Here is a 14,715-nt window from a genome sequence, read left to right on the forward strand (position 1 = left end):
GCACGGGCCGCGGCGGCCGCAGCGCGGCGGGCGTCAGCCGATCGCGTGGACGGGGGCGGGCAGCGGCGTCCCCGACCCGTCCCGGCGGTCCACCGGGGTCGGGAGGTCGACCGCCTGCCCGGCGGAGCCCACGGCGCGCGCGGGCCACGGGCCGACCCACGCGGCGATGAGCGCGTCCTCGCCCCGCAGGAAGCGGTGCGCCCGGACGCCACCCGTCGCACGTCCCTTGGCCGGGTAGAGCTCGAACGGCGTGACCTTCGCGGTGCCGGCCTGCGTGCCCGGCAGTGCGTCGGAGGACCCGGCGACCGTCACGACGACCTCGCCCCTGTCGTCCCCGGGCGCGACCGCGCCGAAGAAGGCGACGCGGTCGCCGTCGGCGAGGCGGATCCCCGCCATGCCGCCCGCAGGACGGCCCTGCGGGCGCACGGCCGACGCCGGGAAGTGCAGCAGCTGGGCCTGCGCGGTGACCAGGACGAGCTCGTGGTCGTCGGTGACGACCGTCGCACCGACCACCTCGTCGCCCGCGCGCAGCCCGATGACGTCCCACGCGTCGCGGTTGGGAGCGGACTCGGGCGCCACGCGCTTGACGACGCCGCCCGCCGTCGCGAGCGCCAGCGTCGGTGCCGCGGCGTCGAGCGTGACGAGCGCGAGCACCCGCTCGCCCGGCGCGAGGTCGAGCACCTCGGTCACGGGCACGCCGCCCGACAGCGACGGCGGTCCGTCGGTCGGCGGGAGCCCCGGCAGGTCGACGACACCCAGCCGCAGCACGCGCCCGCGCGACGTCGCGGCGCCGATCTGGGCGCGCGTCGTCGTCGCGACCACCGACGCGATCGCGTCGTGCGACGAGCGGCGCCCGGAGCGCACCGGGACGGCGTCGTCGGCGGTCCGTGCGAGCAGGCCCGTGCCGGACAGCAGGACCTGGCACGGCGCGTCGACCACCTCGAGCGGGGTCGCGGTCGCAGCGGTCGCCGTCCCACCCGCGGACTCGAGGAGGATCGTGCGGCGCGGGGTCCCGAAGGTCCGCGCGACCTCGGCCATCTCGTCGCTCACGACGGTGCGCAGGCGGGCCTCGTCGCCGAGGATCGCCTCGAGCTCCGCGATCTCGGCGCGCAGCTGGTCGGCCTCCTTCTCCAGCTCGATCCGCGAGAACCGGGTCAGGCGGCGCAGGCGCAGCTCGAGGATGTACTCGGCCTGCGGCTGCGAGAGGTCGAAGACGCCCATGAGCCGGTCACGCGCGGCCTCGGCGGTGTCGGAGGTGCGGATCACCTGGATGACCTCGTCGATGTCGAGGATCGCGACGAGCAGGCCCTCGACGAGGTGCAGCCGCTCCTGGCGCTTGGCGAGACGGAACTGCGACCGGCGGCGGACGACCGTGAGCCGGTGGTCGACCCACACGACGAGCAGCTCGCGCAGGCCCAGGGTCTGCGGGCGGCCGTCGACCAGCGCGACGTTGTTCACGCCGAACGAGTCCTCCATGGGCGTGTAGCGGTACAGCTGGTCGAGCACCGCGTCGGGGTTGAACCCCGTCTTGACCTCGATGACGAGGCGCAGGCCGTTCTCGCGGTCCGTGAGGTCGACCACGTCCGAGATGCCCGAGAGCTTCTTGGACTGCACGCCCTCCTTGATCTTCTCGATGACCTTCTCGGGCCCGACCGTGTAGGGCAGCTCGGTCACGACGATGCCCTTGCGCCGCGGGGTCACGTTCTCGACCCGGGCCGTCGCGCGCGTGCGGAAGCTCCCGCGGCCCGTGCGGTACGCGTCCCGCACGCCGTCGAGGCCGACGATCTTGCCGCCCGTCGGCAGGTCGGGACCGGGCACGAACCGCATGAGGTCCTCGACCGTCGCGTCGGGGTGCGCGACGAGGTGCCGCGCCGCCGCGACGACCTCGACGAGGTTGTGCGGCGCCATGTTCGTCGCCATGCCGACGGCGATCCCCGACGCGCCGTTGACGAGCAGGTTCGGGATCGCCGAGGGCAGGACACCCGGCTGCTGGAGCTTGTTGTCGTAGTTGGGGACGAAGTCGACGACGTCCTCGTCCAGGTCCGTGACCATGGCCATGGCGGCCGGGGCGAGGCGCGCCTCGGTGTACCGCGCCGCGGCCGGGCCGTCGTCGAGCGACCCGAAGTTCCCGTGCCCGTCGACGAGCGGCAGGCGCAGCGAGAACGGCTGCGCCATGCGGACGAGCGCGTCGTAGATCGCCGAGTCGCCGTGGGGGTGCAGCTTGCCCATGACCTCGCCGACCACGCGGGCCGACTTCACGTGCGCTCGGTCGGGCCGCAGGCCCATGTCGGACATCTGGAAGAGGATGCGGCGCTGCACCGGCTTCAGACCGTCCCGCGCGTCGGGCAGGGCGCGCGAGTAGATGACCGAGTAGGCGTACTCGAGGAACGACCCCTCCATCTCGGCCGAGACGTCGATGTCGACGATGCGCTCCTCGACGGGTTCGGCGTCGGTCGGTCGGGAGGTGCGACGGGCCATCGGTGCTGGTGCTCCTGGGGTCGGGGGTCGAGCGCGCCCATTGTCGCCGCTCCGGCGCGTCGGCGGCGCCAGGCGCGCCCGGGAGCGCCGCCCCGACCACGTCGTGACTAGCCTGGAACGGTGACCGACGACGACGCAGCCGACGGCGCTGGCCCCGCGTACCCGCTGCACTGGGAGGCCGACGTCGTCCTGCGCGACGGCGGGACGGCGCACGTGCGCCCGATCCGGCCCGACGACGCGTCCGCCCTGCAGGCGTTCCACGTCGCGCAGTCCGAGCGGTCGACCTACTTCCGGTTCTTCGCGCCGCTCGAGCGGCTCCCCGAGTCGGACCTGCGGCGGTTCACGCACGTGGACCACCGGGACCGGGTCGCGCTCGTCGCGGTCGCCGACGAGGCCGAGGGCGAGCGGATCATCGCCGTCGGGCGCTACGACCGCGTCGAGGAGGGGACCGCCGAGGTCGCGTTCAACGTCGCGGACGACCACCACGGGCGCGGCCTGGGTTCGGTCCTCCTCGAGCACCTCGCGGCCGCGGCACGCGAACGCGGCGTGACCCGCTTCACGGCCGACGTCCTGCCCCACAACGCCGCGATGATCGCCGTGTTCCGCGAGGCGGGGTACGCCGTGAGCCAGCGCATGGACGACGGCATCCTCACGGTGCGGCTCGACCTCGACCCGACCGTCCGCTCGCTCGCCGTGATGGCGGACCGCGAGCACGCCGCCGAGGCACGGAGCGTGAGCGGGCTGCTCACCCCGCGGTCGGTGCTCGTCGTCGTCGCGGCCGAGGAGGACGCCGCGGGGGAGCGGCTCCTCGCCTCGGCGGTCCTGCGACACCTGGTCGCCGACCGTCCGGGAACGGAACCCGAGCTGCACGTCGTCGGGCCCGCGGACGACGTGCCCGGTGTCGCGCGCCACGCCGACCTCGCGGACGTCCCCGGACCGGTGGACCTCGTCGTCCTCGCGGTGCCCGCCGGGACGTCGGGTGCGGTCGTCCGGCGGTGCGCCCGTCTGCGCCCGCGCGCGGTGCTCGTGCTCTCCGAGGGCTTCGCCGAGGTCGGCCCCGAGGGCCTCGCGCGCCAGCGGGACCTCCTGCGCGGGGCGCACTCGGGCGGGATGCGCGTGCTCGGGCCCGCGTCCTACGGGTTCTTCCGGCAGGGCGGGCCGGACACCCCCACCGTCAACGCGTCGCTCGCAGCCGAGCTCCCGAGCCCGGGGCGGCTCGGGCTCTTCTGCCAGTCGGCGCCGCTCGCCGTCGGGCTCCTGGCGTCCGCGCGCCGACGACGCCTCGGGCTCTCGACGTTCGTCTCGTCGGGCAACCGCGCGGACGTCTCCGGCAACGACGCGATGCAGTTCTGGACCGAGGACCAGCAGACGGACGTCGTCGCGATGTACCTCGAGTCGATCGGCAACCCCCGGAAGTTCTCGCGCGTCGCGCGGCGGCTCGCCGCGGTCAAGCCGGTCGTGGTCCTGACGGCCGGTCGGTCGGGCCACGTCGACCCGGCGGGTCATGCGGTACGCAGCACGCGCGTCCCGCGGCAGGCCCTCGACCAGGTGCTCCGCCAAGCCGGCGTCGTGCGGGTCGACAGCCAGCACCAGCTCCTCGACGTCGCCATGCTCCTCGCCCATCAGCCGCTGCCCGCGGGCAGACGGGTCGCGGTGCTCGCCGGCTCCGAGCCGCTCGCGGCGCTCGCGGCGGAGGCCGCGTCGTCGGCGGGGCTGGTCGTCGTGAGCCGCTGGACGCTGAGCGGGGGAGCGGGCGCCACGGTCGGGCCGGACCAGGTCGAGGACGAGGTCGCCGCGGCGTACGCGGCGCCCGACGTGGACGCCGTCGTCGTCGCGCACGTGCCGACCGTCGGCTCGCCCGACCCGGCGGTCGCGCGCGCGGTCGCCGCCGCGGCGGCGGGCACGGGACGACCGACCGTCGCGTGCATCCTCGGTCTGACCGGCGTGACCGAGGAGCTCACCGCCCCGGCTCCCGTCCCCGGCGGGGAGGGCCGCACGACGGGCTCCCGCACGGTGCCCGCCTACGCGACCCCCGAGGACGCCGTGGTGGCCCTCGCGGCGGCCGCGCGGTACGGCGCGTGGCGGAACGCCGACCACGGTCGCCCCGTCGAGGTCCCCGACGCGGACCGGCCGCGTGCACGGCGCCTCGTCGAAGCGGCTCTGGCCGGCCGGGGTGACGAGCTGGTCGACCTGACGCAGGACGCGGCGGCCGACCTGCTCTCCTGCTACGGGCTGCGGCTGTGGCCCACCGTCGTGGCCCGCACGCCCGAGGAGGCGGTCGCCGCGGGCGACGCGCTGGGCTGGCCGGTCGCGCTCAAGAGCGCCGCGGGTCACCTGCGCCACCGCATCGACCTGGGTGGCGTGCGCCTGGACCTGGCCGGGCCGGCCGCCGTCGTCGAGGCGATGGAGCACATGCGGGCGCACCTCGAGCCGCTCGGTGCGGCGGACGTGCCGTTCGAGGTCCAGCGGATGGCGCCCGGGGGGGCCGCCTGCGTCGTCCGGTCGGCCGAGGACCCCCGCTTCGGGCCCGTGGTGTCGTTCGGCATGGCGGGCGACGCCGTCGACCTGCTCGGCGACACGAGCCACGGCATCCCGCCGCTGACCGACGTCGACGTGCGCGACATGGTGCGGTCCGTGCGCGCCGCGCCGCGGCTCTTCGGCTACCGGGGGCTGCCCGCGCTGGACGTCGCCGCGCTCGAGGACGTGCTGGCACGCGTCTCCGTGCTCGCCGACGACGTCCCCGAGCTGCACGCGCTCGAGCTGCACCCGGTCGTCGTGGCCGAGGAGGGTGCCGCGGTGCTGGGCGCGCGCGTGCGGCTCGGCGCGACGGGCCGTGCGGACAGCGGACGTCGGACCCTTCCCGGGTGACCGCACCGGCAGGTGCCCCGCCCGCCCGTCCACGGACCCGACGGGCCGCAGGCGCCGGGTCGCGCGGTGGTGGGAGGATGGCCGGGTGCCCATGACGACGGATCTCCGCAAGAACCTCGAGATGGCCGGCTACTACCCCGAGCTCGTCGCCGACGTGCTCGAGGTCGCCCTCGGCGGCGAGGACGTGGTCGCCCACCTCGTCCACCCCGAGACGACGTTCGACTCCGTCGAGGTGCGTCGTCACGTCACGGTGCTCGTCCTGACGCCCACCCGCCTGGTCCTCGCCCACGTCGACGACCACCCCGCGGACAGCGAGAACCCGTCCGCGAGCGCGTCGGCCACGACCGAGTCGGTCCCGCTCGACCAGCTCCGCACGGTCGCGCTCACGCACGTGGTCCCGGTCCCCGAGAAGCACCGGGCCGGCGCGCTGCCGACCGAGCTCACGCTCGCGGTCGGCTGGGGGTCCGTCCAGCGGATCGACCTCGAGCCAGCGGCGTGCGGCGACCCGGACTGCGACGCGGACCACGGGCTTACCGGCACCAGCTCGCCCGACGACGTCGTGGTGCGCGTGTCGACGCGCGCCGAAGGGGCGGACGCGGTCCGGTCGGCTGTCGGCTTCGCGCGCGAGCTGTCCGCGGCGACCGCGGGTGCCGTCCGCTCCCGCCGGTGACGGGGTCGTCCACGGCCCTGCCCACGGCGGGCCTCGTGCTGCCCGACTACGGCGGCCTCTGCCTCGACGCGGTCCTGCCGGCCGCGGTCGAGGCGGTCGGGGCGACGTCGGACGCGCTGCCCACCGGCGCGCGTGAGCGGCTCGGTGTCCCCACGGCCGAGCGCGTGTGCGTGGTGCTCGTCGACGGCCTGGGCCACCGCGCCCTCGTCGAGCGCGCTGGCCACGCACCGTTCCTGCGCCGACGGCTCGGCGAGACCCAGGTGCTCACGGCGGGCTTCCCGTCGACCACCGCCGCGTCGATGGGTCTGTTCGGAACCGGACGCGGACCGGGGCGCACGGGCCTCGCGGGGTACACCGTGCGCAACCCCTCGACCGGTGGGCTGGCCAACCTGGTCTCGTGGGAGGGAGCGGGTGACCCCCGTACGTGGCAGCGCGAGCCGTCCCTGCTGGGCCTCGCGGCGGCGTCGGGCACGGCCGTGCGGTCCGTCGGTCCCGCGCGCTTCGCAGGGTCGGGGCTCACGGAGGCGGCGCTCGGCGGGGCGCAGTACGTCGCGGCCGAGAGCCTCGCCGACCGCGTCGACACCACCGTCCGTGCGCTCGGCCGACCCGGCCTCGTCTACCTGTACTGGGGCGAGGTCGACAAGGTCGGCCACCACCACGGGTGGCGCTCCGCCGAGTGGGGCGACGCGCTCAGCGAGCTCGATGCCGAGCTCGCGCGGCTCGTGCGTTCGGTCCCACGCGGGACGCTCGTCCTCGTGACGGCGGACCACGGCGGCGTCGACCTCGACCACGACTCGCTCGTGGACGTCGCGCACACCCCGGTCCTGCGCGAGGACGTCGAGCTGGTCGCGGGTGAGCCGCGCGCCGCACACGTCCACGCGGCCGCGGGACGCGTGGACGCGGTGCTGGCCCGCTGGCGCGACCACCTGGCGGACCGCGCCGTCGTCGCGAGCCGGGACGAGGCCGTGGCCGCGGGCTGGTTCGGCGAGGTGGCGCCGCACGTCCTGCCCCTGATCGGCGACGTCGTGGTGGCGTCCACGGGTCGCGGCGGCGTCGCGGACTCGCGGACGCAGACGCCGCAGTCGCTCCTGCTCAAGGGCGTGCACGGGTCGCTCACGCCCGAGGAGATGCTCGTCCCGCTCGTCGTGGTCGCCTAGGAGGATCGGTTGGCAGAGCTCGTCTTCTTCAGCGGGACCATGGACTGCGGCAAGTCCACGCTCGCGCTCCAGCTCGACCACAACCACGCCGCGCGCGGGCGCGGCGGCGTCATCTTCACGCGGAACGACCGGGCGGGGACGGACGTCCTGTCGTCACGGCTCGGCCTGCGGCACCCCGCGGTGGAGGTGACGGACGCGACCGACTTCTGGGAGGAGGTCGTGCGCCGCCGCAGTCGGGGGGACCGCGTCGACTACCTCGTCTGCGACGAGGCGCAGTTCTACACGCAGCACCAGGTCGAGCAGCTCGCCGCGCTCGTGGACGAGCTCGGCGTCGACGTCTTCGCGTTCGGCATCACGGCCGACTTCAGGACCCGGCTCTTCCCCGGCTCGGCACGGCTCATCGAGCTCGCGGACCGCGTCGAGGTGCTCCAGGTCATGTCGCTGTGCTGGTGCGGGGCCCGCGCGACGCACAACGCGCGCACGGTGCGAGGCGTCATGGTGGTCGAGGGCGAGCAGGTCGTCGTCGGAGACACGGGGGCCGCGACGGACGTGGGGTACGAGGTGCTGTGCCGACGTCACCACATGCGTCGGATGACGGTCGCCGCCGCGCGCGCGACGACGCAGGCGCCGGACACGCTCCCGTTCACGATGACCGACGACCCGACCTGAGCCGTCGGCTCACTCCGGCCGCGCGCCGAAGACGATCTCGTCCCAGCTGGGCACGCTCGCACGGCCGCGACGTGCGCGGCTCCGGCCGCCGCCGGCGACCCGCTCCTCGGCCGGCTTCTCCGGCTCCGCGGGCGTGGCCGGCTCGTCACCGGCCTCGGGCGAGGGGCTCTGCGCGGACGCGTCGTCCTCGCTCGTCGACCGCCGCGGCTGCGCGGGCATCTCGAGCACCTGGGCGTCGGTCGCCAGGTCCGGGCGCGAGTGCGGCGGGTGCGCTGCCGGGATCGTCAGGTCGGGGTTGTCGAAGTCGAACGCGTGCTGCGGGCCGAAGCCCTCGAAGCCCTCGTCCTCGTCGTCGTCCTCGACGTCGAGGGGCTGCCGCACGCCGCGCCGCCCCGTGAGGTCGTCGAGCAGCGCCGCGGTCTCCGCCGCGGGGTCGGGCTCGGGCTCGGGCTCCGGTGCGGGGGACAGGTCCACCGATGCGAGCAGCGGTCGCAGAGCCGCGTCGACGTCCACCTCGGCGCCCGGCACCGCGGCCAGGTGCCGGCGCGGGATGGGTCCGTCGTGCAGCTCGGTCTCCGAGAGCCACCGCGCCTCGTCGTCCTGCGCGCGCACCGAGCGCGTCGCCGCGTCGTAGGTCCACCGGGCCGACCGCGCGGTGCCCGAGACCTCGAAGCGGACCTCGACCGTCCAGCTGCCGGTACCCGGACGGAAGGCGTCCCAGGCGATGCTCTCGCCGCCGACGCCCCGGGTCGCGAGGCGGTCCGTCACGAGGTCGCCGAGCACAGGGGCGCCCGGGTCGTGGCCGATGCGGGTCGCGCGTGCCTGGCCCGCGACGAACTCGCGCTCGGCGAGGACGGGCCCCTCGTAGCGCCGCACGAGCTCGACCGGCATGCCGGCGTCGGCGGCGACGTCCTCGGCCGGCGCGCCCGCGCGGATGCGCGCCTGGATCTCGCGCGGCGGCAGAGCCCCCGCGCGGTCGGCGCGGAGCTGCTCGAGCTGGGCGCGGTCGCGCCGCACCGCGGCCCGCAGCGCCTCGTCGATCCTGAGCCGGAACCGCTGTCCGTCCGATCCCTCGAGGACGACGTGCTCGCCGTCCTCGTGCAGGCCGACGAGAGTGAGCTCTCCCATGGCACCTCCTCCGGCGTCCAGGGTGCCACCTGCACGGGTCGGGTGCGGGGATGAGCCCCGGTGTGCCGCCTCCTGCCTCGCGCCCGTCGGGCAGGATGGGTCCCGTGCAGACGCGACCGCAGGACCTCGGACACCTGACCCCGGACGAGGTCGCGGCGCTCGCCGTGCTCGCCGAGCGTGCCGCGCGCGAGGCGGGTGCCCTCGTGCGGGGCGGGCGGCCTGACCGCGTCGACGTCTCGGCGACCAAGAGCAGCCCGGTCGACGTCGTCACGGAGATGGACCTCGCGTCCGAGCGGCTCCTCGTCCAGGTGCTGCTCGGCGAGCGTCCCGACGACGGCGTGCTGGGGGAGGAGGACGGCCTGCGCGCCGGGACCAGCGGCGTGACGTGGGTCGTCGACCCGATCGACGGGACGGTGAACTACCTGTACGGGGTCCCGGCGTACGCCGTGAGCGTCGCCGCCGTCGTCGGCGACCCGGACCCCGCGACGTGGACCGTCGTGGCGGGGGCAGTCCACGCGGTCCCGGACGGCCGGACCTGGACGGCCGCTCGCGGGCACGGCGCGCGGCTCGACGGCCGGGCGCTCACGATCGGCGAGCCGCGGCCCCTCGCCCAGAGCCTGTGCGGGACCGGCTTCGGGTACCGCGCCGAGCGACGACGCGCCCAGGCCCGCGTGCTCGGCCACGTGCTGCCGCTCGTGCGCGACATCCGCCGCATCGGTTCCGCGGCGATGGACCTGTGCTCGGTCGCGTCGGGCCAGCTCGACGTCTACTACGAGCGCGGCCTCAACCCGTGGGACCTCGCGGCGGCCTCGCTGGTCGCCGAGGAGGCGGGGGCGGCGGTGGTCGGGCTCCGCGGTACGCGTGCGGGGGCCGCGATGACCGTCGCGGGTCACCCGGACACGGTGCCAGCGCTCGTGGAGGTCCTCGAGGCTGCGGGCGCCGACTCCGACGAGCCCGCCTGACCCGCACCCTGCCGCGCGGCGGGGACCGGTCCGCGTGCCCGTCGACGTTCCCGGACGGGTTCGCGTCCGCCGGGGGGATGGTGCACAATCCCCTCGCCGTCGGACGCGGGAACAACGAGCGTGCGCCGAGCATTGAGTACGTACCGACGTCGACACCCAGGGTCGACGCATCCGACGCACGGAGTGTGAACACCTCGATGGCAACCGACTACGACGCCCCGCGCAAGACCGACGAGGACCTCAGCGAGGACTCGCTCCAGGAGCTGCAGGCGCGACGTTCCGACAAGAACTCGGGCGTGGTCGACGAGGACGAGACGGAGGCCGCGGAGGGCTTCGAGCTGCCCGGCGCCGACCTGTCCGGCGAGGAGCTCTCGGTCCGCGTCCTGCCTCGCCAGGCGGACGAGTTCACGTGCTCGAGCTGCTTCCTCGTCCACCACCGCAGCCAGCTGGCGAGCGAGAAAAACGGTCAGCCGATCTGCTCGGAGTGCGCCGCCTGACGACGCTGCTCGGCGAGCAGCGCCTCGCGCAGGTCCTCGGGCCGGCGTGAGGACACGAGCCACGTCGGCGTCGGGTCGGCCGGGTCCGTGACGGGCACCTCGACCGCGCCGGCCACCCACGACCTGAAGCACGCGTAGGCCCGGGCGTCCGAGCCCGGGCCGAGTGCTTCCCGGACACCGTCACGGTCGAGGACCGCGGGGACACCCAGCAGCCCGACCGGGATGTGCGCACGTCCCGCGCGCAGGACGCCCTCCGCGACGCGGACCCGCGGTGCGGTCACCGCGACCAGGACGACGCCGACGACGGCCGTCGCCCCGGCCACCGCCACCGCGAGCCGCGGCTCGACGGGCAGCAGCGCGACGAGCACGACGGCCGCGAAGCCGAGCACCGCCGCCCACCCGCCCGGGCCCGGCCAGAGCCGCTCGTCGTACGGGGCGGGGCCCACCGTGGTGGTCCCTGCTCGGGGCTCCTCCGGGTGGTGCGGGTCTGCGGACGTCATGCACCGATCATCCCACCGGGCGCGAGCGGCCCGCCGGTAGGGTCTGCGGGTGCCCCAGCCTGTGCCCCAGCCCGTGCCCCAGCCCGTCCCCTCGCCGCCCCCGCAGCCCTCGCCCGACGACGTCGACGTCCTCCTCGTGCTGCTCGAGGACGACCTGCCCGTCCCGACGTACGCCCACCCGGGTGACGCCGGGGCCGACCTCGTCACGCGGGTCGACGTCGAGCTCGCACCCGGTGAGCGCGCGACCGTGCCCACGGGCGTGTCGATCGCGCTGCCGGCGGGGTACGCCGCGTTCGTGCTGCCGCGCTCGGGCCTGGCCGCGCGCCACGGGCTCACGGTGGTCAACGCGCCCGGCACGGTGGACGCGGGCTACCGCGGCGAGATCGCGGTCACGCTCCTCAACACCGACCGTGATCGGCCCGTCGTGCTGCGCCGCGGCGACCGCATCGCCCAGCTGGTGGTGCAGCGCGTCGAGCACGTGCGCTTCGTCCGCGCCGAGCGTCTTCCGGGGTCGCACCGGGGCACGGGTGGGCACGGCTCGAGCGGCGGCTGGACCGCCTCGGGCGAGTAGGACCTTGCCGGGGACGGCGTCTACTGTCGTCCCAGGAGGACAACCGATCAGGAGGCAGGACGCGTGGGCTTGTTCGGGCGAGGCAGGCGGTCGGACGTCGACGTCGAGGCGAGAGCCGAGGACGTCGCCGACGACGCCCCCGGGGGCACCGCGCCGGTGCGCGACCGCGGGCCGTGGGACGTCAGCGAGGTGCCCGACCGCGGCCGCCGGGTGGACCTGGGCCCGTTGTGGCTCCCGGGCCGCGACGGCATGGAGCTGCGCATGGAGCTCGAGAAGACGTCGCAGATCGTGACGGCGGCGGCGGTCTCGCTCAACGGCTCGGCGCTGCAGCTCCAGGTGTTCGCCGCCCCGCGGACCGAGGGGATCTGGGACGAGATCCGCGCCGAGATCGCCGACTCCGTCGCGAAGCAGGGCGGCTCGGCGGACGACGTCCCCGGCCCGTTCGGCCGCGAGCTGCTCGCGCGCGTCCCGGTGCGGACGGCCGAGGGACGCACGGGTCACCGTCCGGCCCGCTTCATCGGCCACGACGGCCCGCGGTGGTTCCTCCGTGGCGTCCTCACCGGACGGGCCGTCGTCGAGCCGGGCGCCGCGCAGGAGCTCGAGGACGTCTACGCGGACGTGGTCGTGGTCCGGGGCGACGAGGCCCGTGCCCCGCGCGAGCTGCTCGCGCTCACCGTGCCCGGCGCGCGCCGCGTCGCCGCACCCACACCCGCCGTGCCCGACCCGCTCACCCGCGGGCCCGAGATCACGGAGATCCGCTGATGGCCGGGTCGCGCGGGGAGCGCCTGCGTGAGGTGCTGCGGTCCGCCACGGCCAACCGAGCCGAGTTCGAGGCGTCGCAGGAGCGCCGCAAGGCCGTGCGCGTCGGCTGCACGACCGTCGCCGCGGTGCAGGACCGTCGTCGCGCGTCGGTCGCCGGCGTCCTGCGCAGCGTCACGCTGCGGGCCCGTGAGAACGTGCCGGCGCTCGAGGCCGAGCTGTTCGACGGCACGGGCAGCCTGCGCGTCGTGTGGCTCGGGCAGCGTCGGATCGCGGGGATCGAGCCCGGCCGTCGGGCGCGCATGGAGGGTCTCGTCTGCCTGAGCGACGGCCGCCCGACGATGTACAACCCGCGCTACGAGCTCGAGGGGCGACATGCCGGCTGACGCGCGCGACGCGCGGTCGGACGAGGCCGACGCGGCCTCGGCCGCGGCGCCTGCCGGGGTCCCGGCCGAGGACGTGCGCCCCGACGCCGCGGCGACCGGCGGCGTGCGGAGCCTCCTCGGCGAGGAGTTCTCGCTCGCCGACGCGGTCGGTGGCGTGCGAGGTCTGGTCGAGTCGGTCCTCCCGGGCCTCGTCTTCGTCGTCGTGTTCGTCGCGACGCGGGACCTCGTGCCGTCGCTCGTCGCCGCGTCCGTGGCGGCCCTCGGTGCGGTCGTGCTGCGCCTCGCGCAGCGCACCCCGGTCACCCAGGCGCTCTCCGGGGTGCTCGGGATCGTCGTCGGCGTCGTGTGGGCGCTGACGACCGGTCGTGCCGAGGACTTCTTCGCCGGCGGGCTCCTGGTCAACGTGGCGTACCTGGTCGGCACGGGCGTGTCCGCCCTGGTCGGGTGGCCCGTCGTGGGCGTCCTCGTGACGCTCCTGCGCGGCGAGACGATGCGGTGGCGCACCGACCCCGCGCTCACCGGGCTCCGGCGCCGCTACGCGTGGGCGACGTGGCTGTGGGCCGCGATGTTCGCCCTCCGCCTCGTGGTCCAGGTGCCGTTCTACCTCGCGGGTGACGTCGCGTCGCTCGGGACCGCGAAGCTGGCGATGGGCCTCCCGCTCTTCGCCGTCGTCCTCTGGCTCACCTGGCTGCTGGTCGGGCCACGAGCAACCCGTGCAGAGCATCCAGATCGGCGTCCGACCCCGCCACGATGAGCAGCTCGTCGCCCACCTCGAGCGTGTCGTCGGGGCTGGGCGCGAGGGGGCGGCCGCTGCGCACGATCGCGGCCAGGACGGTGTCGGGCGGCCACGTGACGTCGCCGACCCGCGTGCCCTCGAGCTCGGACCCCTCGGGCAGCGTCAGCTCGAGGATGTCCGCACCGGACTGGTGGAACGAGAAGATCTTGACGAGGTCGCCGACGGCGACGGCCTCCTCGACCATCGCGGTCATGATGCGCGGCGTCGAGACGGCGACGTCGACGCCCCACCCCTCGTCGAACATCCACTCGTTCTTCGGGTTGTTGACGCGGGCCACCGTCCGGGGGACGCCGTACTCGGTCTTGGCGAGGAGCGAGACGACCAGGTTGACCTTGTCGTCGCCGGTCGCGGCGACGATGACGTCGCACTCGTCCACGCGGGCCTGCGACAGCGTGGAGAGCTCGCACGCGTCGGCGAGCAGCCACTCGGCGTCGGCCACCGACGCCACGCGCATGGCGCTCGGCTGCTTGTCGACGAGCATCACCTCGTGGTCCGACGCCAGCAGCTCGCGGGCGATCGACCGGCCGACCGAGCCGGCCCCCGCGATGACGACGCGCATCAGTCCTCCTTCGGCGGGACGTGGGTGAGCACCCGCTCGACACGCGGGACGTCGGTCGCCTCGACCATCACGTGGACGAGGTCGTGCTCCTGCAGCACGGTGTCCGCACCGGGGAGCATGCCGTCGCCGAAGCGTGTCAGGTACGCGACCCGCGCACCCGTCGCGGCCTCGAGCGCCGCGACCGGCAGGCCGATCCACCCGGGGTGGACGTCCATCTGGGCCATGACGACGCGCCCGGACGCGTCGCGGAACTCGTCCGTCGCCCCCATGGGCAGCATGCGCCGCAGCACCTGGTCGGCGGTCCAGCGCACCGTCGCGACCGTGGGGATCCCGAGCCGCTGGTAGATCTCGGCACGGTGCGGGTCGTAGATCCGCGCGACGACGTTGTCGACACCGAACGTCTCGCGCGCGACCCGCGCCGCGAGGATGTTGGAGTTGTCGCCGTCGGAGACTGCGGCGAACGCGTAGGCGTCCTCGACCCCCGCCTGCAGGAGCGTCTCGCGGTCGAACCCGAGGCCGGTCACGCGGCGGCCGCTGAACTCGCTCTCGAGCCGACGGAAGGCGTCCGGGTTCTGGTCGATGACCGCGACCGAGTGGCCGCGGTGCTCCAGGGACTGGGCGAGGGTCGCGCCGACCCGGCCGCACCCCATGATGACGAAGTGCACGAGGGGACACGCTACCCCTGCGGACCTGCTGGTGCGTGCGTCCCGGCGGG

Annotated in this window: 15 protein-coding genes; 10 read left to right on the forward strand and 5 right to left on the reverse strand. The window is 75.4% G+C overall.

Annotated elements, in window-relative coordinates; translation table 11 throughout:
• Window positions 1-33 precede the first annotated feature (33 nt).
• The gene (locus tag IEV86_RS01185; RefSeq protein ID WP_043602435.1) at window positions 34-2,478 is read right to left on the reverse strand and encodes a DNA gyrase/topoisomerase IV subunit A; all 2,445 of its coding nucleotides are present in this window, start codon (window positions 2,476-2,478) and stop codon (window positions 34-36) included.
• Between the two features lie 120 nt (window positions 2,479-2,598).
• Between IEV86_RS01185 and IEV86_RS01190 the strand changes: the two genes are divergently transcribed.
• The 4 genes from IEV86_RS01190 to IEV86_RS01205 all read left to right on the forward strand — a co-directional run bounded on the left by IEV86_RS01190 (window position 2,599) and on the right by IEV86_RS01205 (window position 7,842).
• Window positions 2,599-5,346, forward strand: a complete 2,748-nt coding sequence (locus IEV86_RS01190; protein WP_043602432.1) for a bifunctional acetate--CoA ligase family protein/GNAT family N-acetyltransferase — start codon at window positions 2,599-2,601, stop codon at window positions 5,344-5,346.
• 91 nt (window positions 5,347-5,437) lie between these two features.
• Window positions 5,438-6,016: a DUF5998 family protein gene (locus IEV86_RS01195; protein WP_043602506.1), complete on the forward strand. Its 579-nt coding sequence runs from the start codon at window positions 5,438-5,440 to the stop codon at window positions 6,014-6,016.
• Complete coding sequence (locus IEV86_RS01200) at window positions 6,013-7,173, forward strand: alkaline phosphatase family protein (RefSeq protein WP_043602429.1); 1,161 nt, start codon at window positions 6,013-6,015, stop codon at window positions 7,171-7,173. Before IEV86_RS01195 ends, IEV86_RS01200 begins: the two co-directional genes overlap by 4 nt.
• Before the next feature lie 9 nt (window positions 7,174-7,182).
• On the forward strand, window positions 7,183-7,842 hold the full coding sequence (locus tag IEV86_RS01205) for a thymidine kinase (protein ID WP_043602425.1): 660 nt from the start codon (window positions 7,183-7,185) through the stop codon (window positions 7,840-7,842).
• 9 nt (window positions 7,843-7,851) lie between these two features.
• Here the strand turns inward: IEV86_RS01205 and sepH are convergent, their stop codons facing one another.
• Window positions 7,852-8,970, reverse strand: coding sequence for a septation protein SepH (sepH, locus tag IEV86_RS01210; RefSeq protein ID WP_043602422.1), 1,119 nt, complete (start codon window positions 8,968-8,970; stop codon window positions 7,852-7,854).
• A gap of 95 nt (window positions 8,971-9,065) precedes the next feature.
• On the opposite strand from sepH, the gene IEV86_RS01215 reads away from it, so the two are divergent.
• Together IEV86_RS01215 and IEV86_RS01220 are read left to right on the forward strand one after the other, a co-directional pair.
• Window positions 9,066-9,932 carry an inositol monophosphatase family protein gene (locus IEV86_RS01215; RefSeq protein WP_052425801.1) on the forward strand — a complete coding sequence of 289 codons (867 nt, stop codon included), beginning with the start codon at window positions 9,066-9,068 and terminating at the stop codon, window positions 9,930-9,932.
• 197 nt (window positions 9,933-10,129) lie between these two features.
• Window positions 10,130-10,429, forward strand: a complete 300-nt coding sequence (locus IEV86_RS01220; RefSeq protein ID WP_043602503.1) for a DUF4193 domain-containing protein — start codon at window positions 10,130-10,132, stop codon at window positions 10,427-10,429.
• On the opposite strand, the gene IEV86_RS01225 is transcribed toward IEV86_RS01220, so the two are convergent.
• Window positions 10,399-10,929: a DUF3093 domain-containing protein gene (locus IEV86_RS01225; RefSeq protein ID WP_081978437.1), complete on the reverse strand. Its 531-nt coding sequence runs from the start codon at window positions 10,927-10,929 to the stop codon at window positions 10,399-10,401. The two genes, IEV86_RS01220 and IEV86_RS01225, sit on opposite strands and share 31 nt — an antisense overlap.
• A gap of 73 nt (window positions 10,930-11,002) precedes the next feature.
• Between IEV86_RS01225 and dut the strand changes: the two genes are divergently transcribed.
• The 4 genes from dut to IEV86_RS01245 all read left to right on the forward strand — a co-directional run bounded on the left by dut (window position 11,003) and on the right by IEV86_RS01245 (window position 13,399).
• Window positions 11,003-11,500, forward strand: coding sequence for a dUTP diphosphatase (dut, locus tag IEV86_RS01230; protein ID WP_052425808.1), 498 nt, complete (start codon window positions 11,003-11,005; stop codon window positions 11,498-11,500).
• A 63-nt stretch (window positions 11,501-11,563) separates the two neighbouring features.
• A complete protein-coding gene (locus IEV86_RS01235; protein ID WP_043602419.1) occupies window positions 11,564-12,262 on the forward strand; it encodes a DUF3710 domain-containing protein in 699 nt (232 codons plus the stop codon).
• Window positions 12,262-12,645, forward strand: coding sequence for an OB-fold nucleic acid binding domain-containing protein (locus IEV86_RS01240; RefSeq protein WP_043602416.1), 384 nt, complete (start codon window positions 12,262-12,264; stop codon window positions 12,643-12,645). Before IEV86_RS01235 ends, IEV86_RS01240 begins: the two co-directional genes overlap by 1 nt.
• Complete coding sequence (locus tag IEV86_RS01245) at window positions 12,635-13,399, forward strand: DUF3159 domain-containing protein (protein WP_081978436.1); 765 nt, start codon at window positions 12,635-12,637, stop codon at window positions 13,397-13,399. The genes IEV86_RS01240 and IEV86_RS01245 overlap by 11 nt, the downstream gene beginning before the upstream one ends.
• On the opposite strand, the gene IEV86_RS01250 is transcribed toward IEV86_RS01245, so the two are convergent.
• The gene (locus IEV86_RS01250) at window positions 13,326-14,000 is read right to left on the reverse strand and encodes a potassium channel family protein (protein ID WP_043602415.1); all 675 of its coding nucleotides are present in this window, start codon (window positions 13,998-14,000) and stop codon (window positions 13,326-13,328) included. The two genes, IEV86_RS01245 and IEV86_RS01250, sit on opposite strands and share 74 nt — an antisense overlap.
• Window positions 14,000-14,650, reverse strand: a complete 651-nt coding sequence (locus IEV86_RS01255) for a potassium channel family protein (protein WP_043602496.1) — start codon at window positions 14,648-14,650, stop codon at window positions 14,000-14,002. Before IEV86_RS01255 ends, IEV86_RS01250 begins: the two co-directional genes overlap by 1 nt.
• Window positions 14,651-14,715: the final 65 nt, after the last annotated feature.

This window comes from Cellulomonas carbonis (assembly GCF_014636275.1).
Taxonomy (GTDB): domain Bacteria; phylum Actinomycetota; class Actinomycetes; order Actinomycetales; family Cellulomonadaceae; genus Actinotalea; species Actinotalea carbonis.

What these genes read in the sequence shown, in the direction of transcription:
- IEV86_RS01185 (WP_043602435.1), bottom strand. Translation starts at nt 2,478, where the DNA reads ATGGCCCGTCGCACCTCCCGACCGACCGACGCCGAACCCGTCGAGGAG.
- IEV86_RS01195 (WP_043602506.1), top strand. Translation starts at nt 5,438, where the DNA reads ATGACGACGGATCTCCGCAAGAACCTCGAGATGGCCGGCTACTACCCC.
- sepH (WP_043602422.1), bottom strand. Translation starts at nt 8,970, where the DNA reads ATGGGAGAGCTCACTCTCGTCGGCCTGCACGAGGACGGCGAGCACGTC.
- IEV86_RS01215 (WP_052425801.1), top strand. Translation starts at nt 9,066, where the DNA reads ATGGGTCCCGTGCAGACGCGACCGCAGGACCTCGGACACCTGACCCCG.
- IEV86_RS01220 (WP_043602503.1), top strand. Translation starts at nt 10,130, where the DNA reads ATGGCAACCGACTACGACGCCCCGCGCAAGACCGACGAGGACCTCAGC.
- IEV86_RS01225 (WP_081978437.1), bottom strand. Translation starts at nt 10,929, where the DNA reads ATGACGTCCGCAGACCCGCACCACCCGGAGGAGCCCCGAGCAGGGACC.
- IEV86_RS01240 (WP_043602416.1), top strand. Translation starts at nt 12,262, where the DNA reads ATGGCCGGGTCGCGCGGGGAGCGCCTGCGTGAGGTGCTGCGGTCCGCC.
- IEV86_RS01245 (WP_081978436.1), top strand. Translation starts at nt 12,635, where the DNA reads ATGCCGGCTGACGCGCGCGACGCGCGGTCGGACGAGGCCGACGCGGCC.
- IEV86_RS01250 (WP_043602415.1), bottom strand. Translation starts at nt 14,000, where the DNA reads ATGCGCGTCGTCATCGCGGGGGCCGGCTCGGTCGGCCGGTCGATCGCC.
- IEV86_RS01255 (WP_043602496.1), bottom strand. Translation starts at nt 14,650, where the DNA reads ATGGGGTGCGGCCGGGTCGGCGCGACCCTCGCCCAGTCCCTGGAGCAC.